The organism is Nioella nitratireducens, assembly GCF_001879715.1.
Taxonomy (GTDB): domain Bacteria; phylum Pseudomonadota; class Alphaproteobacteria; order Rhodobacterales; family Rhodobacteraceae; genus Nioella; species Nioella nitratireducens.
The window spans coordinates 32,731-58,519 of the sequence record NZ_MNBW01000017.1; the positions used below are offsets into that span (position 1 = coordinate 32,731).

Below are 25,789 nucleotides of genomic sequence, written 5' to 3' on the forward strand. Positions count from 1 at the left end.
GGATCAGAACCGGGCTTCGACAGTGAAATCGAACATCCGCGTCCGGTCATAGCTTTGCGATTGAAGAACATGGGTAAAGTTGAACCGCAGCGGCCCGATCTGGGTATCCCAGAACAGCGAGAAGCCGACCGACTGGCGCCAATGCAGCGAGTCGTCCACAGTGCCGCCGCTGCCGGCCACGTCATCCAGCCCCCAGACGGTGCCGATGTCATAGAACAGGCCACCGGTCATGCCATATTCCTCGGGCAGACCAAGCGGGAAGCCGGTTTCGAACCGGGCCGCCACGTAGTAATTGCCGCCAAGTGCATCGGTGGTGCCCGCCGTGGTATCCCGCGGCCCGACCCCGTTGCTTTCAAACCCGCGCAACTGCCGGGTCGAAAGGCTGAAACGATCAGCCTGGCGGCTGTTGCCTGACAACATGCTCAGCGCGCCGCCTTCCAGCGTCGCCCGCAAGGACACCTCTTCGCGCATGATCGAGGTTTCACCGATGATGCTGGCCGAAGAGCGGACATACTGGGTATCGCCACCGACCCCGGCAAAATCCTGACCGAAGGCGAACTCGACCCCGGCATTCGGGTTCAGGCCCGTGCCGATGGTGCTGTAGCGATAGACATAACCAACCGACGATGTGATCGCCGTGCCTGCTTCGCGCTGCAGGATCGCGGACGACGTTGCCGGCACGTCGAAGATTTCGTCCTGCGACAGGCTGTAGCGCAGCGTCAGGCGCCCATTCTCGCTGATCGGAAAGGTCAAGCGCGGGGAAATGCCGATATTGCGGGTGTTGTAGGTTGCGTTGTTCTGGTTCGAGGTCGCGTAATAGGCCGATAGCCCGAACTCGAGATCCCGCCCCAGCAGCGCCGGTTCAGCGAACCCGAACGAGAAGGTGCGCGTATCCTGAGACGTGTCGAGCGAGAAGTTCAGCGATTGCCCCCGACCAAGGAAATTCCGTTCGGAGAAGTTGATCGCAAGGCCCACGCCGGTATCGGTCGCATAGTTCACCCCGAAGCCGAGCGAGCCGGTCGGTTGTTCTTCGACATTCACGTCCACGACGACCTGATCGTTGGCACTGCCGGGGCGCGCCTCGACCTGCACGTCCGAGAAATACTGAAGGGCGCGGATGCGTTCGGCGCTCTGGCGAATTTCGCGCGGGTCCAGCGGATCGCCCTCCGCCGACCGGAACTGGCGGCGGATCACACGGTCGAGCGTGGTGGCGTTGCCTTCGATGTCGATGCGTTCCACGAACACCCGCTCGCCACGCGAGATGACAAACTCGATATCAAGGGTCAGATCTTCATCGTTGCGTGTCACGCGCGGTTCGATCCGGACAAACCGCTGACCCTGCGCAGAGGCAAGGTTTTCCATCCGGGTGATGGTGTTGTCTACCAGACGCGGCGAATAGGTAACGCCGGGCCGGATACGGATCGTATCCTGATATTCATCTGCGTCGATCGTGTTGATCTCGCTCACCGTGGTGATCTGGCCGAAGGAATAGCTCTGGCCTTCACGGATGTTGAAGGTGATGAAATAGGCATCGCGGCCACGGGCCAACTCGGGCGTCACGCTTTGGATGGCGAAATCAATATAGCCCCGGTCGCGGTAGAAGTCCGTCAGCAGTTGTTGGTCATAGGCAACGCGGTCAGCGACAAACGTGTCGCGGCTGATGATCTGACGGAAAATCCCCGCCTGCGTGCTTTCCAGCACCCGGCGCAGGCGGCGGTCGGAATAGGCGCGGTTGCCGACGAACGCGATGCTCTCTGTCTCGACCACGCGGCTCTCGGTCACTTCAAAGACCAGATCGACGCGGTTGGCGTCGCGGCGGATGATTTGCGGGGTCACGGTCGCGGCCAGGCGCCCTTGCTGCCGATAGGCATCGGTCAGCGCAGCGGCATCCTGTTCGGCCTGCGAGGGCGAATAGACGCGGCGCGGCTGCGAGGTGACCAGCGGCATCAGCGCATCGTCGTCCAGGCGGCGGTTGCCTTCGATATTGATGCGGTTGATCGTCGGATACTCGCGCACGACCGCAACCAGCCGGTTTCCGCGCGGTTGCAGGTCCACCTCTTCGAACAGGCCGGAATTTTGCAGCCGCTGATAGGCGTCGTTCAGGTCGGCGGCGGAAATCGGCGTGCCGGGTTCCAACGCCAGAAAGGCCAGAACGGTGGCCGGATCAACGCGTTCATTTCCCTCGACCGAGAAGGACGAGAAGCTGTAGGTCTGCGCGTTGGCGCTGGCAGGCACCAGAATCACAGAGGCCAAAAGCACCGCAAAAACGGCGGAAAACCTTCTGAAAGGCCTTATAAAACACGCAATAGCAGCCATAGTCTCCGCCCCGCCAAGTATCACATCCCTCGGAAGCTCTACCTTGGGGAACCGGCCTTGTCAAAACGCCAGACGATGCCGCGCTCGGGGAATTTCCAAGCGTGACAAAAGACAGACAATCCCACGACCCGAAGGTCGCAGGATTGCTGGTGCAGGGGCTGCCACCCCGCAGTCAGAAAATGTCAGGAGGATCCGGAGCGGATCAGTTGCCCACGACGCTGACCAGCCAACCGGCCAGCGTCAGCGCGCCGACGATGGTAAGAGGCACCAGAAAGCGGTCGATATTGAACTCGACGAACAGACTGACACCGCGATAGCTTTCATTGATCATCTTCATGGGTCTTGCCTTTGGTTTTCAGGGGGGTCTCACCCCGATGACCAAGGTTTCGCCCGGAAATGGGGCGCGAATTTGTCCTCACAGCGACGGTTTTGCGGAAACCTGCCCTTTTGGACAGGTTCCCCAAGCATCACGGGCAGAAGAGGTCGTTGGTCAGGGCAAACAGCATCAACCCCAGAATCAACGTTAGACCAACGGTCATGAACAGGCGCATGACCTTGTCCGACGGCGGCTTGCCTGCAACCGCCTCGTAGGCGTGAAACACAAGGTGACCGCCATCCAGCACCGGGATCGGGAAAAGGTTGAGCAACCCGACAGCAGTGGACAGAACCGCGATGAACCAGAAGAAGCTGTCAAAGCCCTGGCTGGCCGCCGCGCCCGAGGTTTCGGCGATGCCGATCGGACCTTGCAGGTTGCAACTGGAAATCGCGCCGGTGATCATGTGCCACAACCCAGACAGCGATGTCTGCACCACGTTCAGCACGGTGGTAACCCCACCCATCAGCGCCTCGCCGGGGCCAACGCGGATGATGTCTGGGCTGAAGAACAACCCGCCCGTCACACCGATCAGCCAGCGCGTCTCGAACCCGCCCTCGGGCGAAGGCAGATCCATGCGACGAGGCGATAGCGGGATGTCCAGCATCTCGCCGTCGCGCCAGACCGACAGCATCAGCTCATTGCCACCAGAGGCTTCGACAGCGGTGCGCAATTGCTCGAACGCATGGACAGGCATTCCGTCGATGGCGGTGATCACGTCGCCTTGGCGAAGCCCTGCATCCATCGCCGCGGACCGCGGCGTCACGCTTTCGACAACCGGAATCAGGGGGAAATTCGCCTGCATCTGACGCGCCGAACCGTCGCGCACGATATCATAGGTCAACGCCGGCGCCGGGGGCAGCGTCCGCCCGAGGTTGAACACATCCGACAGCGTTTCCACCGCCTCGCCCTCGATCGCAGTGATGCGGTCGCCCGGCTGCAAAAGCTGCATCTCGGCGGGCATCGGACGCACGGCGCCCACAACCGGCTCGTTCGAGGCCTGCCCGGTGAACAGCATCACGGCACCGAACACCAGAATCGACAGGATGAAGTTGAACACCGGCCCCGCCGCGACAGTTGCAGCCCGCGCCCACAGGGGCGCCCCGTGCATCGAGCGCCGCCGTTCCGCAGGGTCCATCGAGTCGACCGCGTCGCCATCCTTGCCCGAGGCCGCGTCGGCATCGCCCAGGAACTTCACGTAGCCGCCAAAGGGCAGCGCGGCCAATTGCCAGCGGGTGCCGTGCCGGTCCACCCGGCTCAACAATACCGGGCCGAATCCGAGAGAGAACACCTCGGCGTGAATGCCGGACCAACGCCCCACGATGTAGTGGCCGTATTCGTGGATAGCGACGATGATCGACAGTGCCACCACAAAGGCCAGTAGGGTAAAGGCGAAACCTCCAAAGGAGGGGATAAGCTCGGTCACGCGGTCTGCTCCTGTCGCTGTTTGGCCAATTCACTGGCTCTGGTTCTTGCCAGATGGTCGGTTTGCAGCACTGTCTCAAGACTGTCTATGGCATCGGTAAGGCGAATTTCGCGCGATAGGGCGTCGAGCGTGGCGTCAACCAGCCCGGCCATATCGGTAAAGCGGATTGTCCCGGCAAGGAATTCGTCAAGCGCGACCTCTTTCGCGGCATTGAACACGGCCCCGGCGCGGCCCCGTGTCGCCATCACGTCGCGCGCCAGCCGCAGCGCCGGAAACCGAACTTCATCAGGCGCGCGGAACTCCAGCGTGGCGATGCGGGCAAGGTCGATGCGCTCGACCGGCAGGTGGCGGCGCTCGGGCCAGTGCAGGGCATAGCCGATGGCGTGGCGCATGTCGGGCGCGCCCAGATGGGCGATCAGCGCACCGTCGCTGAACCCCACCAGCGCATGGACGATGCTTTGCGGGTGGATCACCGCCTCAATCTTGTCGGGCGCAATGCCAAAGAATTCGCGGGTCTCGATCAATTCCAGCGCCTTGTTGAACATCGAGGCGGAATCGATGGTGATCCGCTGCCCCATGTCCCAGTTCGGATGCGCGCAGGCATCGGTCACGGTCGCTTCGGCCAGTTTCTCCAGCGGCCAATCGCGCAGCGCACCGCCCGAAGCGGTGATGATCACGCGCTCGACCGCGCTCATGTCTTCGCCGACAAGCCCTTGGAAAACGGCGGAATGTTCGCTGTCCACCGGCAGAATGCACGCGCCGTGGGCCTGTGCCTCTGCCATCAGCAGAGGTCCGGCAGTGACAAGGCTTTCCTTGTTGGCCAGTGCCAGCGTGCGCCCGTGGCGCAACGCGTGAAAGCCCGGAGCCAGCCCCGCCGCGCCGACGATGGCCGACATTGTCCAGTCGGCGGGCCGGTCAGCGGCCTCGATCAGCGCCTGGTCCCCCGCCGCCACCGCAACGCCCGAACCGGCAAGCGCCGCGCGCAGGTCGTCCAGCCGGTCATCGAAACAGGTCACGGCAACCTCGGCCCCGAATTCGCGCGCATCGCGGGCCAGTTGATCGACATTGGCCCCGCCCGTCAGGGCCACCACGCGATAGGCCGCGCGGTCACGCCGGATCAGGTCGAGCGTGTTCTGCCCGATCGACCCCGTCGCCCCGAAAATGCTGACACTCCGCGTCACGCGAATACTCCGACACATGCCATTACGATGGTGCCAAGCGCAGCGGCCCCCGCCATCGCGTCGAACCGGTCCAGCACACCGCCATGACCGGGAATGAGGGCCGAGGAATCCTTGACCCCGACCCGCCGCTTGATCGCGCTTTCCGCGATATCGCCCATCTGGGCGGCCAAGGCCAGCAACGGCGCCACCAGCAGGACCATCAGCGGCTCCCACCCCAACAAAGCATAGGCCACAGCCGCCCCGGCGATCCAGCCCGCGACAGTGCCCGACCATGTCTTCTTGGGGCTGATGCGGGGCCAGAATTTCGGCCCGCCCAGCAATCGCCCCGCGAAATAGCCGGCGATGTCACTGGCGACAACGACGCCGACCAGAAACAGCACGAAAATCAGGCCATGCATGACACGCAGGTAGAACATTCCCGAAACGGCAAACAGAAACAGAGCCCCGTAGGCGACGAACACCCAGCGTTGATTTTCAGGCACGGACTGAACCCCGCCCCACAGCCCAAGGCCAATCAGCGGTACGATCCACGGTGTCAGGTAAATCCCGTCGTAAAAGCCTTCGCCCAGCATGAACGCGAGGATCTGCGCCACGCAGACACACAAAACCGCGCCGGCCGCAAGACCGCCCGCCATGCGCGGGGTCTGCCCGCCCAGCATTCGGTGCAATTCCCAAATCCCGAGGCCCGCCAGCACGATCAACCCGGCCATCAAGGCAAAGCCGCCGACGTAGAGCAGGCCAAAGCCCGCAACGGCAAGCAGCACGCCCCAGATCAGGCGCGGCCCCAGATCGCCCCATGTGCCGCCGCCACTCATGCCTTGACGGCACCGAACCGGCGATCACGCTGGCCGAAGCGGGACAAGACCTTGCGGAACTCTTCTTCGGTGAAATCAGGCCAGAGCGTGTCGATGAATTCATACTCGGCATAGGCCGATTGCCAGAGCAGGAAGTTGGAAATCCGCGCCTCTCCGCTGGTGCGGATCACCAGATCCGGGTCCGGCAAATAGCAGGTATCAAGGTAACGCGGCAGCGTTTCATCGTCGATGTCGGCGGGCCGCAACTTGCCCGTCGCCACATCCTGCGCCAACCGCTTGGTCGCACGGGCCACCTCGTCGCGGCTGCCATAGTTCAGCGCGATGGTCAGGTTGACGCCGGTATTTTCGGCGGTCAGCAGTTCGAGATTGTCCATCAGGTCTTGCAGCCGTGGCTCCAGCCGCACCCGGTCGCCGATGAAGCGAACCCGGACGTTCTTGAGGTGCAGTTCCTGCGCCTTGGCCGAGATGAAACGTTTGAACAGCCGCATCAGACCCGCCACTTCGGTTTGGGTCCGTTTCCAGTTCTCCGTCGAAAAGGCAAAGATCGTCAGGTATTTGACACCGAGCGGCGTGCAGGCCTCGACGATTTCCTCGACCCGGCGGGCACCGGCGTGGTGCCCGACCAGACGGGGCCGCCCCCGAAGCTTGGCCCATCTGCCATTCCCGTCCATGATGATCGCCACATGGCGCGGGGTGCTGGGTTGGTCCTTCGGGGCCATGAGCGCTCCCACTATCGAGCCACGCAGGTCTCAGACCTGCATGATCTCTTCCTGTTTCGTGGACAGCGAGTCATCGACCTTGCCGATATGGGTGTCGGTCAGGTCTTGCACCTCGGATTCCCACAGCTTCTGGTCGTCTTCCGACATGCCCGCCGCCTTGGCCTTCTTGATCTGGTCCATGCCGTCCCGGCGCACGTTGCGAATGGCGACGCGGGCGTGTTCGGCATAATGCGCGGCGACCTTGGTCAGTTCCTTGCGGCGTTCCTCGTTCAACTCGGGGATCGGCAGCATGATGATGGTGCCGTTAAGCTGCGGGTTGATGCCGAGGCCGCTTTCGCGGATTGCCTTTTCGACCTTGCCGACAAGGCCCTTGTCCCACACGTTGATGGTGACCATGCGCGGCTCAGGCACGTTCACGGTGCCCACCTGGTTGATCGGTGTCATCTGGCCATAGGCCTCGACCTGCACCGGTTCCAGCATGGAGGCCGATGCGCGGCCCGTGCGCAACGAGGCGAATTCCGTCCTCAGCGACGCCAGCGCGCCCTCCATCCGGCGTTGCAGATCGTCCAGATCAATCTCGATATCGTCCTCGGCCATGCCCGTTACACTCCGTCAGGTCTTGCTGGTTTGCATGTGTGTCTAGCGCGTTCATTGCACCTTTGTATAGGTGCCTTCCCCGGCCAGAATGCCTTTGAACCCACCCGGCTCGTCGAGGCTGAAGACGATGATCGGCATATCGTTCTCTCGCGCAAGGGCGATGGCCGACGCATCCATGACGCCAAGATGCTGTGCCAGCACGTCGTCATAAGAGACTGTGTCATAGCGCACCGCGTCGTCGTATTTCACCGGGTCCTTGTCGTAGACACCGTCGACCTTGGTGCCCTTGAAGATCGCTTCGCAGTTCATCTCGTTGGCACGCAAGGTGGCGGCGGTATCGGTGGTGAAGTAGGGGTTGCCGGTGCCGGCGGCGAAGATCACGACGCGCTTTTTCTCAAGGTGGCGCACGGCGCGGCGGCGAATGTAGGGCTCGCAGACCTGATCCATCGGGATGGCGCTGATCACGCGGGTGTGGATGCCCAGCTTTTCCAGCGCGCCCTGCATGGCGAGCGCATTCATCACCGTGGCCAGCATCCCCATGTAATCGGCCGTGGCCCGTTCCATCCCCTGCGCCGAGCCTTGCAGCCCACGGAAGATGTTGCCGCCGCCGATCACCATGCAGATCTCGACCCCCATGTCATGAACGGTCCTCACCTCTTGCGCGATCCGTTCCACGGTTGGTGGGTTCAGGCCGTAGCCCGCATCTCCCATCAGCGCCTCGCCGGAAATCTTGAGCATGACGCGGGAATAAGTCGGGGCGGGGGCGGTGTCGTCGGCCATTGGGAATCCTTGAGCTCTTGATATTGGCGGGGGCTTTTGCGGCCCGGCGCAACATGGCCTAAATAGCCCACAGGTTCAACGGCCAATCCCGCACCAGAGGGATCGGGTCCAACACATCTTGACCGGGCGGTAAGCCATTGTTCGACATAGACTCCCTATCTTCAGACCTGCCGATTCTGATCGTCGGCCCGACGGCATCGGGCAAAACCGCTTTGGCCATCGAGATCGCCACGCGCCACGGCGGCCGGATCGTCAACGCCGACGCGCTGCAAGTCTATGACGGCTGGCGGGTTCTGACCGCCCGCCCGTCGCCCGAAGAGGAGGCCGCCGCGCCCCATGCGCTGTTTGGCCATGTGCCCTTTGATGCCGACTATTCCACCGGCCATTGGCTGCGCGATGTGCGGCCGCTGCTGGCGGACGGCCCCCGCCCGATCGTCGTCGGTGGCACCGGACTCTATTTCGCCGCCCTGACGGAAGGGCTGGCCGAGATCCCGCCCACCCCGCCAGAGGTGCGCGCCGAAGCCGATGCGATGGACCCCGCCGAGATGTTGGCGATCCTGGACACAGAAGACACCGCGATTGCCGCGCGGATCGACCGGCAGAACCCGATGCGCATCCAGCGCGCGTGGGAGGTGCTGCGCGCCACAGGTCGGCCGCTATCGGCATGGCAGGCGGACACCCCGGCGCCCACCCTGCCCCTGTCGGCCTGCCAACCGCTCCTGCTTGACGCCGACCGTGACTGGCTGGCCGAGCGCATCGCCCGCCGCTTTGACCTGATGCTGGAGGGTGGCGCGCTTGACGAAGCGCGCGCCCTCGCACCCCATTGGTCCCGCGCCAAGGGCGCGACCAAGGCCATCGGCGGGCCGGACCTGATCGCCGTGGTGCAGGGCAGGATGGCCCTCGACGCTGCGCGCGAAGCCGCCATCATCGCCACGCGCCAATACGCCAAACGTCAGCGCACATGGTTCCGCGCCAGGATGAAAGCATGGCAGCCGATCCCCTTGCCCTGACCCGGTTTGCCCCTGACCAGACACCGGGTCAGGCACCGGGCGCGATACCCGGTGTGGATTCCCCCCGCGTGATGGCAAAGCCCTGTCTTCCCACGCCGCCCGCCAGCCACTATCGTCGCCCTCATGTCCGAGTCCTACACCGTCACATCGCTGGCCAAACTGCGCAGCATCGCCGCCTGGCGCCACGCGACATTGCATTCGCTGCCGCGGCCACAGCTTTTCTGGTTCACCCGTGGCCAAGGACGGTTTTCCATCGGGGCGGTCACCCGCGGTTACGGCCCCCATACAGCCATCTACGTGCCCTCTCGCACGCTGTTGTCCTACGAATTGTCGCCGCAGGCGCAGGGCATCCTGCTGACGCTTCCGCTGGACCCGACCCTCGACCTGCCGCTGGTGCCGTTTCACATCCGGGTCAGCCATGTCGAGGCACAATCGGTCTTCTCGGCCTATGTCGACATGATCGAGCGCGAACTGGCCGCGCGGGCCCCTGCACGCGACCAGGCCCTGCGCGCCCATGGGCTGCTGGTCTCGGTCTGGATCGCGCGACAACTCGCGCAGCAGGATGGCACGATCCTGCGCGACCGGACCCATGTTCTGGCCGAAAAATACGCCCGCCTCGTGGAAGCTGATTATGCCTCGGGCGCGGGGGTGGCGGATTATGCCGGCCGGCTGGGGGTCACGGCGACGCATCTGTCGCGTATCTGCCGCGACGCCTCGGGGCGTCCGGCGCTTGCCATCTTGCAGGAACGCATCCTGCACGAGGCCTGTCGCCTGCTGGTCGATACCGACATGTCCGCCCGCGACATCGCGGCGGCGCTCGGCTTCTCTTCCCCGGCCTATTTCACACGCGCCTTTTCGAAAATGGCCGGGCGCACCCCGTCTGAATTCCGAAAATTACCGCCGCTGCGGCAGAGTCTGACCAGCCAATAGCCGCCCGCCATCGTGTTGACGCCACGTTCACGACAAAGCCGAATCACAAGGCCATGTCGCTTTTGGGCAATCAACATGTCGCTATCTGACAAAAAAACCCTTCCCCGCACCATTGACGCAACGCCGGGTTTGGTGCCGTAATGCGACGGAACGGTGTGGGGATGTCACCGGTCGCCCCTTGGGACATTACCACCGCGCTCCCCACCCGCGAAAAACGATAAATGTGTCACAGGGAGACTAGAATGACGCAATCCACCAAAACCTTCCTCACCACGCATCCCGCAGCGGAGATGTATGCAGAGGAATACAAACAAGGCCAGCTGAGCCGCCGCGAGTTCATGACCCGTGCGACCGCTCTCGGCGTCGGTGCCGCTGCTGCCTATTCGATGATCGGTATCACCCCGGCACAGGCCGACAGCCACATGGCCACCCCCGCCATGGGTGGCACGCTGCGCATCCAGCAACGTATTCTCGCCGGCAAGGACCCGCGCTCCTATGACTGGTCGGAGCTGGGCAACATGACCCGCGGCATCACCGAGTATCTCGTCGAATACAACCGCGACGGTTCGTTCTCGGGCCAGCTGCTGGAAAGCTGGGAAGCCAACGCCGACGCCACGGAATACACCCTGCACCTGCGTCAGGGCGTCAAGTGGAACAACGGCGATGACTTCACCGCCGAGGACGTGGCCGCGAACTTTACCGGCTGGTGCGACTCGACCGTGGAAGGCAACTCGATGGCCACCCGCATGGGCGACCTCGTCGATCCCGACACCGGTCTGGCCCGCGAAGGGGCCATCGAGGTCGTCGACGATCACACCGTGCGCCTGAACCTGCCCACGGCCGACATCACCATCATCGCCGGCATCGCGGACTATCCGTCGGCTGTGCAACACCGCGACTATATCGGCCAGGATCCGGTTCAGCACGGTGTCGGTACCGGCGCCTATCGCATCGTGAATCACGAAGTGGGCGTGACCGCCACGCTGGAGCGCAACTCCGACCACGACTACTGGGGCAATGCCTATCTCGACCGTGTGGAATTCGTTGACCTCGGCACCGATCCGGCCGCTTGGGTCGCAGGCGCGGAAGCCGGCGAATTCGACATGACCTACGAGACCACCGGTGATTTCATCGACATCTTCACCGCCATCGGCTGGGAAACCTCGGAAACCACCACCGCGGCGACGCTGGTCATTCGTATGAACCAGAACAACCCGCCCTATGACGACGCCCGCGTGCGCCGGGCCGTCAACATGGCGGTGGACCGCTCGGTCGTTCTGGAACTGGGCTATGCCGGCCGCGGCACCGTGGCCGAGCACCACCATGTGTGCCCGATCCACCCGGAATACGCAGAACGTCCGCCGGTTGTCGAAGACAAGGCCGCCGCGCTCGCGCTGCTGGAAGAATCCGGCAACGCCGATCACGTGTTCGAAATCGTGTCGCTTGACGCGGGCTTCGAGCGGGACTCGACCGATGCACTGGCTGCGCAGCTTCGTGATGCCGGCTTCAACGTCGAACGCCGCGTGATCCCGGGCTCGACCTTCTGGAACGACTGGGTGAACTATCCGTTCTCGTCGACCACCTGGAACCACCGCGAACTGGGTGTCATGGTGCTGAACCTGGCCTACAAGTCGGGGGTTCCGTGGAACGAGACCGGCTATGCCAACCCCGAGTATGACGCGCTGCTGTCGCAGGCCAACGGCATCCAGGACGCCGATGAACGCCGGGTGGTGATGGAGCAGATCGAACAGATCATGCAAGACGACGCAGTGGTCAACCAGTCTTACTGGCGCTCGCTCTACCGCAACCACGTGTCCGGCCTCGTGAATGCGGGGATGCATCCCAAGTTCGAGATCAACATCCACCATCTCGGTTGGGCCTGATCTTGAAAAAGGGGGCGGCGCTGCAAAGGCGCCGCCCTTTTTGCCCCTAGCGACATGATCGGCCAAAGGCCGACTGTCCCCCCAACGGTTCATCAAAGAAACCGGCCAAACCGCCACAGGCGGCACCAGCGACAGGGATACACATGGGACTCTTCATATTACGACGCATCGGAGTGATGCTTTTGACCGCGTTCTGCCTCACGCTCGTGGTTTTCTTCCTCACCAACCTCGCTCCCAACCTCGAAAAGCTCGCCAAGACCCAAGGCAATGCGCGGATGACCGATGCGGAAGTCACGCAGTGGCTGGAAAACCGGGGCTACACGCGACCGCTTCTGGTGCGCTACGGCGAATGGCTGGGTGTTGTGCCGGGCTGGACCCGGACCGATGCTGCCGACACTGTCACCGGACGCTGCATTGATCCGGGAATGTCCGCCGAGGAGGCCCCCACGTTCTGTGGCGTCCTTCAGGGGGATCTGGGCTTTTCCACCGTATCCGACGACGACGTGTCGAACGTTCTGGGCGGGCGCTTGGCGCTGACCGGGTGGCTGATGCTGATTTCCTTCGCGGTCATGGTGCCCTCGGCGCTGGTCATCGGCGTGCTGGCCGGGATGAGAGAGGGCAGTCGTCTCGACCGGACCCTGTCGACCATCTCGATCACCTCGACGGCGACGCCGGAATATGTATCGGGGGTGATCTTCATCATCATCTTCGCGTCCTCAACGGCGGGGCTGTCGCCATGGCTGGCCGAAAACGGCTGGATCGAGGGGCGCACGCTGTTCCTCGGGTCGGCCCGCTCGGCGATGGAGGACATCACCATCTGGAACTTCACTCTGCCGGTCATGACCATTGCCCTCTACGGCATGGGGTATATCGCCCGGATGACCCGCGCCTCGATGGCCGAGGTCATGACGGCGCAGTATATTCGCACCGCGCGCCTCAAGGGGGTGAAATTCCGCAACATCGTTCTCAAGCATGCCCTTCGAAATGCGCTGATCGCGCCCTTTACCGTCATCATGCTGCAAATCCCGTGGCTGCTGACCGGGGTGGTGATCACCGAGACGCTCTTCAATTACAACGGCTTCGGCTGGACGCTGGTGCAGGCCGCCTCGAACAACGATATCGAGATGCTTCTGTCCTGTTCCGTCGTTGCCGTCATCGTGGTTCTGCTGACGCAGCTGATTTCGGATATCGGCTATGTCTACCTGAACCCGCGCATTCGTATTTCGTAAGGGAGGACAAGAGATGGAACCGCTTACCTGGTCCGGGTCTCTGGGCCCTTACCTCAACCCGATCCTGCTGATCGCCGTCGGCGTCTTCGCCCTTGGCTTCGTGCTCAACTTCGCGATGACCCTTGTCGGCCTGCGTCAGGCCGAGCCGATCGTGAACCCCGACCACACGATTTCCTATCGCATGGGACCGGTGGATATGGCCCTTGCGCTGATGCGCTACGCTGTCTTTGCGGTGCTGGCGGTCTGCGTGATCTATATCCTCGGGGGCATCCTGCAACCCAGCATGGAGGCCAAGGGCATCATCGGCGGCGTTGCGGCGCAATACATGCCGGTCTGGATCGCGCTTGTCGTCACCTATGTCGTGTCGATCCGCTTCAAGCGGCGGCTTGGCCTGTATGGCAAGCTCTTCGACAACCTCGTCGGCATGATCGGCTTCGGCCTGGTCATGTTCTGGGTCTACACCGCGATTTTCGCTCCGATGATTGCGACTTATGGCCCGCTCGACGTGGCGGCGTCGCTGCGTAACGCTCCGCCGGGATCTCTGGTGCCCGGCGCCAGCGCTGACGGGGCCTTCCCCTACTATCTGCTCGGCGGTGATGCCGGTGCGCGGGACGTGTTCAGCCGGATGGTAATGGGCGCGCGCGAGGTGCTGACCATTGCCCCCTTCGCCACGCTCTTTGCCTTCATGGTAGGGATTACCCTTGGCCTGCCCGCGGGCTATATCGGGGGCCGGTTCGACACGCTGATCACCTTCCTCGCCAACCTCGTTCTGGCGTTCCCGGTGATCTTGCTGTTCTACCTGCTGGTGACACCCGAGATCGTCGAAGCCGGGGTGCCGGTCTATATGGCCTCGGTCCTGTTCATCCTGCCCATCATCTTCCTGTGGGTGCTGCTCTATTCCCGCTATCGGGCGCAGCCGCATATCATCAAATGGGTGGCGATCCCGATCACGGTCTTCCTGTTGCTGATCTATCTGGGCACGGTCTTCCGCTTTGATCCGATCGTGTGGTTCGCCACGTCCTTCATCGGCTATCTCAACCAAGGCAACCCGGTGTCGGAATGGATGACCTCGACCCGCGAGGCCTATGAGCCGCTGATCGGCATCCCGATCGACGGGAACCTGCTGATCGTCTTCGTGTCGGTGGTCTTCGTGAACAGTCCCACGGTGTTCCGTATCGTTCGGGGCCTCGTGCTCGACATCAAGACGCGGGACTATGTGGCAGCAGCCCAGACCCGTGGCGAAGGGCCGTGGTACATCATGCTGTGGGAAATCCTTCCCAACGCTCGCGGGCCGTTGATCGTCGATTTCTGCCTGCGGATCGGCTACACCACCATCCTTCTGGGGACCTTGGGCTTCTTCGGCCTCGGGGTGAACCCGGAAAGCCCGAACTGGGGCTCGACAATCAACGAGGGGCGGCGTCTGCTGACGGTCTATCCGCACCCGCCGTTGCCCCCCGCGCTGGCTCTGATGACGCTGGTGCTCGGCCTCAACCTGCTGGCCGACGGCCTGCGAGAGGAAAGCCTGAAAGACTGATGATCGGGCCGCGCCCTGCCCTGTGGCCGGGCGCGGCCCCTCGAACCGGAACAAGGATAATGCGGAAGGACACATACGGCGGCATGTCGGACAAGACCGGGCACCAGACGTGCCACTTGCCCCCCGCATGCGCCGTCCTATCCGCCCCCAACGGGAGAAAGTGAATGGCTGACCGCGAGGCATATGACGGCCCCATCCTCGAAATCGAGAACCTCTCGATTTCCTTCTTCACCCGCCTGCGCGAAATCCCCGCGGTGATGGACTTTTCCACCACCGTGATGCCCGGCGAGGCCATGGGCCTTGTGGGGGAATCGGGCTGCGGGAAATCCACGGTGGCGCTTGGCGTCATGCAAGACCTTGGCGTGAACGGACGCATCGTTGGCGGCTCGATCAAGTTCAAGGGCCGCAACCTGAACGAGATGAGCCGAGAGGAACTGGCCAAGATCCGTGGCAAGGAAATCGCCATGATCTACCAGGAACCCATGGCCTCGCTGAACCCGGCGATGCGGATCGGCAAACAGTTGATGGAAGTGCCGATGATCCACGAAGGCGTATCAGAGAAGGAGGCCTACCAACGCGCGCTGGAAGTGGTCACCGACGTACGCCTGCCCGACCCGGAGCGGATGCTGAGCGCCTTTCCGCACCAGCTTTCGGGGGGGCAGCAACAGCGGATCGTGATCGCCCTGGCGTTGATGGCGAACCCCTCGCTCCTGATCCTGGACGAGCCGACGACAGCGCTTGACGTGACCGTCGAGGCCGCCGTTGTGGAACTGGTCAAGGATCTGGGCAAGAAATACGGCACTTCCATGCTGTTCATCTCGCATAACCTCGGCCTGATCCTTGAAACCTGCGACCGGTTGTGCGTGATGTATTCCGGCGAGGCGGTAGAAACCGGGTCCATCGAGGACGTGTTCGACAAGATGCGCCATCCTTATACGCAGGCGCTGTTCCGCTCGATCCCGCTGCCGGGGGCTGACAAGAACAGCCGCCCGCTGGTCGCCATTCCCGGCAATTTCCCCCTGCCCCACGAACGTCCGCGCGGGTGTAACTTCGGCCCGCGGTGCGACTATTTCGAAGGCGGGCGCTGCGATGCCGCCGACATTCGGATGGATGCCATCGAGGGCGACGATCGCCACGATTCGCGCTGCCTGAAGTTCCGAGAAATCGACTGGAATGCGCCAATCGCTGCAGCCATTGAAACCAAGAAGGCCGAGATTGGAGAGGTGGTCATCAAGGTCGACAACCTCAAGAAATACTACGAAGTCGCGGCAAGCGCCCTGTTCAGTCACGGCGAAACCAAGGTGGTGAAAGCCAACGAGTCGCTCAGCTTCGAGGCGCGCGAATCCGAGACATTGGCCATCGTGGGCGAATCCGGCTGCGGCAAGTCCACGCTGGCCAAGGTGCTGATGGGTCTGGAAACCGCAACCGACGGCCATGTGGTGCTGGACAACAAGGGCATTGAATCGGTGCCCATCCAGGAACGCGACACCAGCACCGTGTCCTCGATCCAGATGGTTTTCCAGAACCCGTTCGATACGCTCAACCCTTCGATGGCCGTGGGGCGACAGATCATCCGGGCGCTGGAAGTCTTCAAGATCGGCAAGAACGAGGCCGCGCGACGCCAGCGGATGCTTGAACTGCTCGACCTTGTGAAGCTGCCGCGTGCCTTTGCCGACCGAATGCCCCGGCAATTGTCGGGCGGCCAGAAACAGCGGGTCGGGATCGCGCGGGCCTTTGCAGGCGGTGCGCGGATCGTTGTGGCGGACGAACCTGTCTCGGCGCTCGATGTCAGCGTGCAGGCCGCCGTGACGGACCTGTTGATGGAAATCCAGCGCAACGAGAAGACGACGCTGCTGTTCATCAGCCACGACCTGTCCATCGTTCGCTATCTCTCGGACCGGGTGATGGTGATGTATCTGGGCCACGTGGTGGAAATCGGCTCGACCGATCAGGTCTTCAGCCCGCCCTACCACCCCTATACCGAGGCGCTTCTGTCGGCGGTTCCGATCGCCGATACCTCGGTGGAGAAGGAACATATCGTTCTGGAGGGTGACATTCCCTCGGCGATGAACCCGCCCCCGGGCTGCCCATTCCAGACGCGGTGCCGCTGGAAGAAGGATGTGCCAGGCGGCCTGTGCGACACCGAGGTGCCGCCGATGAAGACGCTGGACAGTGGGCACCAGATCAAGTGTCACCTTGCCGACGATATTCTCGCCCGCATGACCCCGGTCATCAAGGTCGCGGCAGAGTAGGCGCAGCCGCCATCACAATGCCGGGAAGGCCCCCCAATCGGGGGGCTTTTCCTTTGCGAGAGCGGCGCGGCTCTGACAGCGTGGCGGCATGAGCGATCTTCTCAACCTCATCGGACGCGCCCTGATCGCGCTCTTGTTTCTTGGCGGCGCGGTGCAGAAACTGACCGACCCCGCCCCGGTGCAGGCGATGGTCGCATCTATTGGCCTGCCGGTCTGGTTGGTTTGGCCAGTGGCGCTGTTCAACGCGTTGGCTGTTGTGGGCCTGCTCCTTGGCCCGCGCGTGCAGCTTTGGGCCGTGGCGTTGGCGGGCTATTGCCTGTTCACCAGCTATTTTCACTGGCAAATGCGGGCCGACCCGTGGCAAGTGACGATCATGGTCAAGAACTGGTCCATCGCAGGCGGTCTGCTGATCTTGGCCGCGCAGGGGCCGGGGCGGTTCGCTATTGGCGGCCGCGAAAAAAGGGGGCCCTTGGGCCCCCTCTTGAGTTTCGCTGTTCAGGCTCAAAATTGAACTGCCCGATTTTGCTTTATGCCTGTGGCCTGAACCGCGTCAGGGGCGAGCGCACCCGCCCCGTGTTTCAGACCCGCGCGCCGGGGCATGGCGCACGGGCCCGATCTTGTCAGCTACACCCGGATGTCCCGCCGCAGGTGTTGCACTTCATGCAGGTGCCGTTGCGCACCAGCGTGTAGTTGCCGCATTCTCCGCAGGCCTCGCCCTCGTAGCCCTGCATCCGCGCCTTGGTGCGGGCATCCATGCTGACGGTGCCCGATGCCATGGCAGTTGTCGTCGTCGAGGTCGTTTTTACGGTTTCCAGCGTCGCCACCGCCTCGCCGGTTTGGGCATGGCGCGCAGTGATCGCCTGTCCCCCGCCTTGCAGCACCACCAGATCCTGCGGCACCCGCTTGCGAAGGTAGCCGGTCGAGCTGATCTGCTTGAGCACCTCGATGGGCGATGAGGCGCGGCTTTCCGGCACTTCCTCGAAGTTGCGCACCCCCTCTTCCTGTCCGCGGCCCAGATCGTCGAAGCTTGCCCCTTCGGGCTTCACATGGGCCAGATCGGTGCGGTCGAGGTAGGACACCGCCAGTTCGCGGAAGATGTAGTCGAGGATCGAGGTGGCGTTCTTGATGCTGTCATTGCCCTGCACCATCCCCGCCGGTTCGAACTTGGTGAAGGTGAAGGCATCGACGAATTCCTCCAGCGGCACACCGTATTGCAGGCCCACGGACACGGCGATGGCGAAATTGTTCATCATCGCGCGGAAGCCGGCACCTTCCTTGTGCATGTCGATGAAGATCTCGCCAAGCGACCCGTCCTGGTATTCGCCAGTCCGCAGATACACCTTGTGGCCCCCCACGACCGCCTTTTGGGTATAGCCCTTGCGGCGCTCCGGCATCTTTTCGCGGTGGCTGCGGATGATTTCCTTGACCACCACCTTTTCGATGATCTTCTCGGCCAGAACCGTGGCCTTTTCCTGCGGCGTGCCGGATTCCAGCGCTTCTGCCGCTTCGTCGTCATCCTCGACAAGCGCGGCGGCCAGCGGCTGCGACAGCTTGGACCCGTCGCGGTAAAGCGCATTGGCCTTGACCCCGAGGGACCACGACAGTTCATACGCCTTCTGGCAATCCTCGATGGTCGCATCGTTGGGCATGTTGATCGTCTTGGAGATCGCCCCCGAAATGAAGCTCTGCGCGGCGGCCATCATGGTGATGTGGCTGTTCACGGAGAGGAAGCGCTTGCCCTTCTTGCCGCAGGGATTGGCGCAATCGAAGATGTGGTAGTGCTCCTCTTTCAGATGAGGGGCGTTCTCCAAGGTCATGGTCCCGCAGACATGGTCGTTGGCGGCCTCGATATCGGCTTTCGAAAAGCCGAAATGGCGCAGCATGTCGAAGGTGGGGTCGTTCAACTTGGCCGCGGGAATGCCGAGCACCTTGGTGCAGAACTCTTCCCCGAGGGTCCATTGATTGAAGACGAAGCGGATGTCGAAGGCCGACGGCAGTGCCGCTTCGACCTTTTCGATTTCCCGGTCGCCAAAGCCGTGGCCGCGCAGCGCGGTATGATTGATGCCGGGCGCGTTGCCGAGCGTGCCGTGACCGACCGCGTGCGAGGTGATTTCCTCGATCTCGGCGGACCCGTAGCCGAGCTTTTCCAGCGCCGCGGGTACCGACTGGTTGATGATCTTGAAATAGCCGCCACCGGCCAGTTTCTTGAATTTGACCAACGCGAAATCGGGTTCGATCCCAGTCGTGTCGCAGTCCATCACCAGACCGATGGTGCCCGTCGGTGCAATCACCGACACCTGTGCGTTGCGGTAGCCGTACTTTTCACCCAGCTCCAACGCCTCGTCCCAGCATTGCTCGGCCAGTGCAATGAGGGTCTGGTCGGGGCAGTTGCCATGATCGAGCGGCACCGGTTTCACGGCCAGACCCTCATACCCCTCCGACGCGCCTTGGGCTGCGCGGCGGTGGTTGCGGATCACGCGCAGCATGTGCTCGCGGTTCTTTTCGTATTTGGCGAAGGCACCAAGTTCACCGGCGATTTCGGCCGACGTGGCATAGGACACGCCGGTCAGGATCGCGGTCAGCGCGCCACAAAGCGCCCGGCCTTCGTCCGAGTCGTAACCGTGGCCCATGTTCATCAGGAGGCCACCGATATTGGCGTATCCCAGCCCGAGCGTGCGGAAATCGTAGGACAGTTGCGCGATTTCCTTGGACGGGAATTGCGCCATCATCACCGAGATTTCCAGCGTCAGCGTCCACAGGCGGGTGGCGTGCATGTAGCTTTCCGCGTCGAACTTGCCATCGGTGTAGAAGGTCAGCAGGTTCATCGAGGCAAGGTTGCAGGCCGTGTCATCGAGGAACATGTATTCCGAGCACGGGTTCGATCCCCGGATCGCGCCATCTTCGGGGCAGGTGTGCCACGCGTTGACGGTGTCGTGGAACTGGATACCCGGATCGGCGCAGGCCCATGCGGCATGACCGATGGTATCCCACAGCTCGCGCGCCTTGACGGTCTTGGCAACCTTGCCGTCGGTGCGATTGATCAGTTCCCAATCGGCATCCTTTTCGACGGCGTAGAGGAATGCGTCGGTCACGCGGATCGAGTTGTTCGAGTTCTGGCCAGACACCGAGTTATAGGCTTCGCTGTCCCAATCGGTGTTGTAGGTCGGGAACTCGATCGCGGTGTGGCCCTGCTTCGCGTAGTCCAGCACCCGCTTGATGTAAGTCTCGGGGATCGCGTATTTTTTGGCGCTGCGAATGGCGGATTTCAGACCGGCATTCTTGGCGGGATCGACCGCATCCTCCAGCATACCGTCCCACGCCGCGATGGCGGCGAAGATGTTGTTCAACTCGCGCTCATGCATCTTCGAGCCGGCCACGATCGAGGCGACCTTCTGCTCTTCAACCACCTTCCAGTTGATGAACTCCTCGATATCGGGGTGATCGGCATCGACGATCACCATCTTGGCCGCGCGGCGCGTGGTGCCGCCTGACTTGATCGCGCCCGCGGCCCGGTCGCCGATCTTGAGGAAGCCCATCAGGCCCGATGACTTGCCGCCCCCCGACAGCTTCTCGCCCTCGGCACGCAGGGAGGAGAAATTGGTGCCGGTGCCCGAGCCGTATTTGAACAGCCGCGCCTCGCGAACCCAAAGGTCCATGATGCCGCCCTCGTTCACCAGATCGTCTTCGACCGACTGGATGAAACAGGCGTGCGGCTGCGGATGCTCGTAGGACGAGGTGGATTTGGTCAGTTTGCCGGTCTTGTGATCGACGTAATGGTGCCCCTGTGCCGGGCCGTCGATGCCATAGGCCCAATGCAGGCCGGTGTTGAACCATTGCGGGCTGTTGGGCGCCGCCATCTGGCGGGCCAGCATCAACTGCATCTCGTCGAAATAGGCGCGGGCGTCGGAGTCGTCGGAGAAGTATCCGCCCTTCCAGCCCCAGTAGGCCCACGCCCCTGCCAGACGGCGGAACACCTGCTTGGCCGAGGTTTCGCCGCCGAAGCGTTCGTCCTCGGGCAGATCCTTCAACGCGGTTTCATCGGGCACATGGCGCCACAAGAAGGCAGGGACGCCCTTTTCCTTCACTGGCTTCAGAATCGCGGCCACACCGGCCTTGCGAAAGTATTTCTGCGCCAACACGTCAGACGCGACCTGGCTCCAGCCCACGGGCACTTCCGCGTTGTCGAGCTTGAAAACGGTCGTGCCGTCGGGGTTGCGAATTTCCGACGACGTCAGGGTGAATTCCAGCCCTGCATAGGTTTCCTGGTCTGCCTTGGTGAACCGGCGTTCGATCTTCATGCCTCACGTCCCTATTGATGTGCGACGTGCCAGCGTGTCCCCGCTCTTGTCGCGATGTGTCCCTTCAATACCGGACAAACACGCCCCCTTGACCGGACCCGCCCAGAGGTCGCGGACTGGCCGATGACTCGACCGGTACAAGAGAATGAAATCCGTCTGCCCTGCGCCGAGCCCACTACATTTAGTGGCCATATCCCGGAGCATCTACAAGGTGACGTATCCAGGCCTAGGAGGTCAACGGCTTTTTTTTACCGGAATGTCACAAAAAAGCCTTGCATCCATGACGCCCACGTTTCGGCGGGTCGCCGTGTTGATTCATCCCCAGCCAGTGGAAAACCAAAATCTCCAAAGGCTGCGGGAGGATAGCAGTGTCACTTGATCGAACACGCCAATAGCCTGTGTATATCCAAGGCCTAGCTGCACCAACGATTGATCCACTAGATATTGTGGGGGCGATGCATTCCGGCGGCCCGGCGGCCCTCAGATGATGCGAATCTGACGCGTGGAGTCAAAGCCGCCCAAGCGCCGCCGCCACCCAGATCGCCGCTTGGCTTGCCTTGCCCTGCCGATGCAGGCCGAGCGCTTGAAAGCTGCGCAGCCGGGACACCACATTTTGTGTGCGCATCGCCGCAAACCGGTCGAGGGCGGCGCGATTTTCGGGCGTCAGCCGATGGTCCGAGGCCCGCAAGGCCCGTGTGTTCTGATCCACCCATCCCGCCAGATCGCCCGCCACCACCTGCCGCATCCGCAAGGCCGAGGCCCGCCAGCCGCGATTGGCGCCGAACAGGTTTTCCCCGTGTTGGCGATAAAGCAGCGTCGGGCGTTCCTCCCGGATCACCCGGCCTCCGACGCCCGCGATCAATTGATAAAGCCACCAGTCATGGGTCACCGGGCCGCCCGCCGTCAGCGCCTCTTGCGCGGCGGAGCGCGCCAGCCGGGCTGCCGCCGGGTTAAGCAACATGGTATTTCCGCCCGCGATGCTCTGCACAAGGGCATTGGAAAAAGAGGGCGGGCGCAGGAATTGCGGCGAATGGCGCGGCGCGCTCAGATCCTCGTTCACGACCCAGGTTGCCGAGCCGAAAAGCGCCGGTTCCTCGACCGGCCCCCGCGACAACGCCGACTGCCCCAATTGCAACCGGTCCGGCAGCCAGACGTCGTCCTGATCTGACAGGGCCACCCATTCCACCGACTCGGGCAGATTGGCCAGCAAAGTCAGGAAATTCACCGCAACCCCCTGCCCCGGCCCCGCCACCACCGACACGGCGCGATCTTCGGTGGCCTGCGTTTCGGCAAAGGCCGTCAGAATGTCGCGGCTGCCATCCGTCGAGCCGTCGTCGCCCACCACCAGATCCCATCCGGTCAGGGTCTGGCGGGTGAAACTGGCCAACTGATCGGGAAGAAACCGTGCGCCATTATATAGCCCCATAAGGATCGTCACGCGCCCGGGGCGTGTCTTGGCAATCTGAGAGGCATCAGCAGGCATGGCATCGCTTCGGCAACGGCGTATTGCGCCTACCTGCCCCGCCAGCCCGCGAGAGGCAAGCAGTCAGTGCCAAAATGGTCGGGGCGGCGAGATTCGAACTCACGACCTTCTGTACCCAAAACAGACGCGCTACCAGGCTGCGCTACGCCCCGACTGGCGCTTCTCCTATCGCGGGAACGCGACCTTGAAAAGCCCGTTTCGCACCTTGCCTAGTCGCAAGGCCATGCCGCGATATCAGGGGCGATCACTGGGTGGCGCATTTGCGAGCCGACATCAATGCCGATCTGCTCGGCCATGCCGCCGTTGATTTCCAACACATACTGGATGTCGTTGCCGCCGGGGATCGGTGTTTCATCAAGCGGCACCGCGTTATCGTGCACCCGCCGCACCACCCCGGTCTCGTCCATGAACACCATGTCGAGCGGGATCAACGTATTGCGCATCCAGAAGGCGACCCGCTGCGGTGTCTCGTAAACGAACAGCATTCCCGCGGCGGGCGACATCTGTTCCCGGTTCATCAGGCCCGTGGCCCGTTCCTGCGGATCATCCGCGATCTCGACGCGAAACCGGGCCGTGCCCCAATCGCCGCGCAATTCAAGGCGCGAGTCCGAGCAGGCCGCATTGGCGGCCCCCGCGAACACAGTTGCCACCAAAGCCAGATGCAAGACGCGCATCCTAGTCCTCCTGAACATAATCCCACGCACGCACTTCGGCGGCCATCTGGCCGCGCGGCCCTTCCACGACCCGCAGGCACACTGCCTCGCCGGGTTGCAGATCGGCAAGCCCGAACCGGCGCAGCACCTCCATGTGCACGAACACATCCTCAGAATGCCCGAACACATTGGCAAAGCCAAAACCTTTTGCCTTGTCGAACCATTTGACGCGGGCCGCCAGATACGGCGTGCCTTCGGGAATCTCGATGTCCATTCCGTCGGGCTGCTCGTCATCCTCGATCTCGGGCGGTTCGATCGACAGAACCTCTTGCGCCTGAACGCCCCGCTCGGTCTGCTGAATCGTCACCTGAATACGTGACCTGTCCGCGACCGATCCCTGCCCGAAATTGCGCAGCACATTGGCATGCAGCAGAATGTCTGGCCCGCCCGCATCCGCAATAATGAAGCCAAACCCTTTGACATTGTCAAACCACTTCACGGTGCCTGTCACCACCGTGTCCCCTAGTCGGGCATCTTCTGTCATATTGTCCCCAAATTTCTGCCTTCGGCAGATCTTGTATTCGCCCCTGCGCAAACTTGACCGTTAGTTTTCGGCTGCGCAAGAACATTTAGTTATTATAAAACAAGGACTAGACAGGTATGTCTGGTTTTTTGGAAGAGCCGGATTAAGGAAAGTTAAGCCTAGAATAGGCCATTTGGACAGGTCACTCGCACCGCTCGGGTATCACGGATTCAGGCGGATCACGTCCCACGCCCCGGCAGGGTCCGACCGCGACCAGCGGAACCGATCGTGCAGCCGGAAGGCGCCATCGGCCCAGAACTCGATCTCCAGCGGTGTGATCCGATATCCGCCCCAGAATGGCGGGCGCGGCGGCGTCGTCCCCTTCTGCGCGGTGATCTTGGCGACCTCTGCCATCAGCGCGCTGCGCGACGACAGCGGGCGCGATTGGTCCGAGGCCCAGGCCCCAAGACGGCTTTTGAGCGAGCGTGAGGCGTAGTATTCGTCGGCCTTCTGCCCCTCTTCGCGGCTGACAATGCCCCGCACCCGGATCTGGCGCCTCAGGCTTTTCCAGTGCATCACGAAAGCGGCCTTGCCGGCCTGTTCGATCTCGGTCGCCTTGGCCGATCCATAGTTGGTGTAGAACACGAAGGCCCCGGCCTCGATCTCTTTCAACAGCACCATGCGGCTGTTGGGCAGCCCGTCGGCATCCACCGTGGCCAGCGCGATGGCGTTGGGATCGTTCACTTCGCTCTGTTCCGCCTCGGCCAGCCAGGCCCGGGCCAGGGCAAACGGGTCGTCGCCCGCGAAAATGCCACTTCTGTCGCTCATAGCGTCCTCCAGTCGGTGTTGCGGCACGCTAGCCTCAGCCCCCGGCCCCGTCCAGCGCCCGCGCGCGCCTGCGCGCTTGATGCAGGCGCATCAATGGCCTAAAGGGTCAGCATTCTGGACAAACGCGCCGTTGAGGGGAGATAAGATGGGTTTGATGGCAGGCAAGCGCGGGCTGATCATGGGGCTCGCCAACGATAAATCCATCGCCTGGGGCATTGCCAAGGCGCTTGCCGATCAAGGCGCGGATCTGGCGTTTTCCTATCAGGGCGAGCAGCTTTTGAAACGGGTCAAGCCGCTGGCCGAGCAGATCGGCTGCGATACAATGATCCCTTGCGACGTGACCGACGGCGCCTCGATGGATGCGCTGTTCGACGCACTCAAGGAAAAATGGGGCACGCTGGATTTCGTCGTCCACGCCATCGGCTTTTCCGACAAGTCGGAATTGCGCGGGCGCTATGTCGATACCTCGTCCGACAATTTTCGCATGACCATGGATATCTCGGTCTATTCGTTTACCGCCGTCTGCCAACGCGCCGCCGCGATGATGCCTGCGGGCGGTTCGCTGTTGACGCTGACCTATTACGGCGCGGAACAGGTCATGCCACACTACAACGTCATGGGCGTGGCCAAGGCGGCCCTGGAAGCATCCGTGAAATACATCGCCGAGGATCTGGGCAAGGACGGCATCCGCTGCAACGCGATTTCCGCCGGTCCGATCAAGACGTTGGCCGCCAGCGGCATCGGCGATTTCCGCTATATCATGAAGTGGAACGAGTTGAATTCACCGCTCCGCCGCAACGTGACGCAGGAAGAGGTCGGCAAGGCCGCGCTTTATCTGCTGTCCGATCTGGGCAGCGGCACCACGGGTGAAAACCTGCATGTCGATGCGGGCTATCACGTCGTGGGCATGAAGGCGATAGACGCGCCGGACATGACGCTGGACAAGAAGGAGGGCTAAG

At 62.6% G+C, this 25,789-nt stretch carries 21 protein-coding genes and 1 tRNA gene; 8 read left to right on the top strand and 14 right to left on the bottom strand.

The features are described 5' to 3' along the window. Nucleotides 1-3: 3 nt before the first annotated feature. From bamA to pyrH, 8 genes are all read right to left on the bottom strand, one after another. Nucleotides 4-2,316, bottom strand: a complete 2,313-nt coding sequence (gene bamA, locus BKY27_RS15620; RefSeq protein WP_084667999.1) for an outer membrane protein assembly factor BamA — start codon at nt 2,314-2,316, stop codon at nt 4-6. A 202-nt stretch (nt 2,317-2,518) separates the two neighbouring features. Continuing rightward, entirely contained in the window at nt 2,519-2,653 is a 135-nt protein-coding gene (locus tag BKY27_RS20535; protein ID WP_267888896.1) for a hypothetical protein, read from the bottom strand. Between the two features lie 130 nt (nt 2,654-2,783). Continuing rightward, nucleotides 2,784-4,115: an RIP metalloprotease RseP gene (gene rseP, locus BKY27_RS15625; RefSeq protein ID WP_071675422.1), complete on the bottom strand. Its 1,332-nt coding sequence runs from the start codon at nt 4,113-4,115 to the stop codon at nt 2,784-2,786. Next, complete coding sequence (dxr, locus tag BKY27_RS15630; protein ID WP_233491861.1) at nt 4,112-5,296, bottom strand: 1-deoxy-D-xylulose-5-phosphate reductoisomerase; 1,185 nt, start codon at nt 5,294-5,296, stop codon at nt 4,112-4,114. The genes rseP and dxr overlap by 4 nt, the downstream gene beginning before the upstream one ends. Then, a complete protein-coding gene (locus BKY27_RS15635; protein WP_071675424.1) occupies nt 5,293-6,111 on the bottom strand; it encodes a phosphatidate cytidylyltransferase in 819 nt (272 codons plus the stop codon). Before BKY27_RS15635 ends, dxr begins: the two co-directional genes overlap by 4 nt. Then, nucleotides 6,108-6,830, bottom strand: coding sequence for an isoprenyl transferase (locus BKY27_RS15640; protein WP_071675425.1), 723 nt, complete (start codon nt 6,828-6,830; stop codon nt 6,108-6,110). Before BKY27_RS15640 ends, BKY27_RS15635 begins: the two co-directional genes overlap by 4 nt. A 30-nt stretch (nt 6,831-6,860) precedes the next feature. Then, nucleotides 6,861-7,427: a ribosome recycling factor gene (gene frr / locus BKY27_RS15645; protein ID WP_071675426.1), complete on the bottom strand. Its 567-nt coding sequence runs from the start codon at nt 7,425-7,427 to the stop codon at nt 6,861-6,863. A gap of 51 nt (nt 7,428-7,478) precedes the next feature. Further along, nucleotides 7,479-8,207: a UMP kinase gene (gene pyrH, locus BKY27_RS15650; protein WP_071675427.1), complete on the bottom strand. Its 729-nt coding sequence runs from the start codon at nt 8,205-8,207 to the stop codon at nt 7,479-7,481. 137 nt (nt 8,208-8,344) lie between these two features. Here pyrH and miaA point away from each other — a divergent pair, with 137 nt between their 5' ends. The 7 genes from miaA to BKY27_RS15685 all read left to right on the top strand — a co-directional run bounded on the left by miaA (nt 8,345) and on the right by BKY27_RS15685 (nt 17,556). After that, a complete protein-coding gene (gene miaA, locus BKY27_RS15655; RefSeq protein ID WP_071675428.1) occupies nt 8,345-9,217 on the top strand; it encodes a tRNA (adenosine(37)-N6)-dimethylallyltransferase MiaA in 873 nt (290 codons plus the stop codon). Between the two features lie 123 nt (nt 9,218-9,340). Next, nucleotides 9,341-10,147: a helix-turn-helix domain-containing protein gene (locus tag BKY27_RS15660; protein WP_071675429.1), complete on the top strand. Its 807-nt coding sequence runs from the start codon at nt 9,341-9,343 to the stop codon at nt 10,145-10,147. Nucleotides 10,148-10,389: 242 nt separating this feature from the next. After that, nucleotides 10,390-12,030 (top strand): ABC transporter substrate-binding protein, encoded by a 1,641-nt coding sequence (locus BKY27_RS15665; protein WP_071675430.1) that lies wholly within the window; start codon nt 10,390-10,392, stop codon nt 12,028-12,030. 143 nt (nt 12,031-12,173) lie between these two features. Next, complete coding sequence (locus BKY27_RS15670) at nt 12,174-13,259, top strand: ABC transporter permease (RefSeq protein WP_071675431.1); 1,086 nt, start codon at nt 12,174-12,176, stop codon at nt 13,257-13,259. Nucleotides 13,260-13,272: 13 nt separating this feature from the next. Continuing rightward, a complete protein-coding gene (locus BKY27_RS15675; RefSeq protein WP_071675432.1) occupies nt 13,273-14,793 on the top strand; it encodes an ABC transporter permease in 1,521 nt (506 codons plus the stop codon). A gap of 164 nt (nt 14,794-14,957) precedes the next feature. After that, the gene (locus tag BKY27_RS15680; protein ID WP_071675433.1) at nt 14,958-17,045 is read left to right on the top strand and encodes a dipeptide ABC transporter ATP-binding protein; all 2,088 of its coding nucleotides are present in this window, start codon (nt 14,958-14,960) and stop codon (nt 17,043-17,045) included. Nucleotides 17,046-17,133: 88 nt separating this feature from the next. Continuing rightward, nucleotides 17,134-17,556 carry a DoxX family protein gene (locus BKY27_RS15685; protein ID WP_071675434.1) on the top strand — a complete coding sequence of 141 codons (423 nt, stop codon included), beginning with the start codon at nt 17,134-17,136 and terminating at the stop codon, nt 17,554-17,556. A 109-nt stretch (nt 17,557-17,665) separates the two neighbouring features. Here the strand turns inward: BKY27_RS15685 and BKY27_RS15690 are convergent, their stop codons facing one another. The 6 genes from BKY27_RS15690 to pdxH form a co-directional block, all read right to left on the bottom strand. Next, nucleotides 17,666-21,343, bottom strand: coding sequence for a vitamin B12-dependent ribonucleotide reductase (locus tag BKY27_RS15690; RefSeq protein ID WP_071675435.1), 3,678 nt, complete (start codon nt 21,341-21,343; stop codon nt 17,666-17,668). A 508-nt stretch (nt 21,344-21,851) separates the two neighbouring features. Next, entirely contained in the window at nt 21,852-22,826 is a 975-nt protein-coding gene (locus tag BKY27_RS15695; protein WP_071675436.1) for a glycosyltransferase, read from the bottom strand. A 75-nt stretch (nt 22,827-22,901) separates the two neighbouring features. Beyond that, a tRNA-Pro gene (locus BKY27_RS15700) sits at nt 22,902-22,978 on the bottom strand. Nucleotides 22,979-23,035: 57 nt separating this feature from the next. After that, entirely contained in the window at nt 23,036-23,500 is a 465-nt protein-coding gene (locus tag BKY27_RS15705; RefSeq protein WP_146636266.1) for a DUF192 domain-containing protein, read from the bottom strand. A gap of 1 nt (nt 23,501) precedes the next feature. After that, a complete protein-coding gene (locus BKY27_RS15710) occupies nt 23,502-24,023 on the bottom strand; it encodes a cold-shock protein (RefSeq protein ID WP_071675438.1) in 522 nt (173 codons plus the stop codon). 201 nt (nt 24,024-24,224) lie between these two features. After that, a complete protein-coding gene (gene pdxH, locus BKY27_RS15715; RefSeq protein WP_071675439.1) occupies nt 24,225-24,830 on the bottom strand; it encodes a pyridoxamine 5'-phosphate oxidase in 606 nt (201 codons plus the stop codon). Nucleotides 24,831-24,975: 145 nt separating this feature from the next. Here pdxH and fabI point away from each other — a divergent pair, with 145 nt between their 5' ends. After that, nucleotides 24,976-25,788: an enoyl-ACP reductase FabI gene (gene fabI / locus BKY27_RS15720; protein ID WP_071675440.1), complete on the top strand. Its 813-nt coding sequence runs from the start codon at nt 24,976-24,978 to the stop codon at nt 25,786-25,788. Nucleotide 25,789 lies beyond the last annotated feature (1 nt).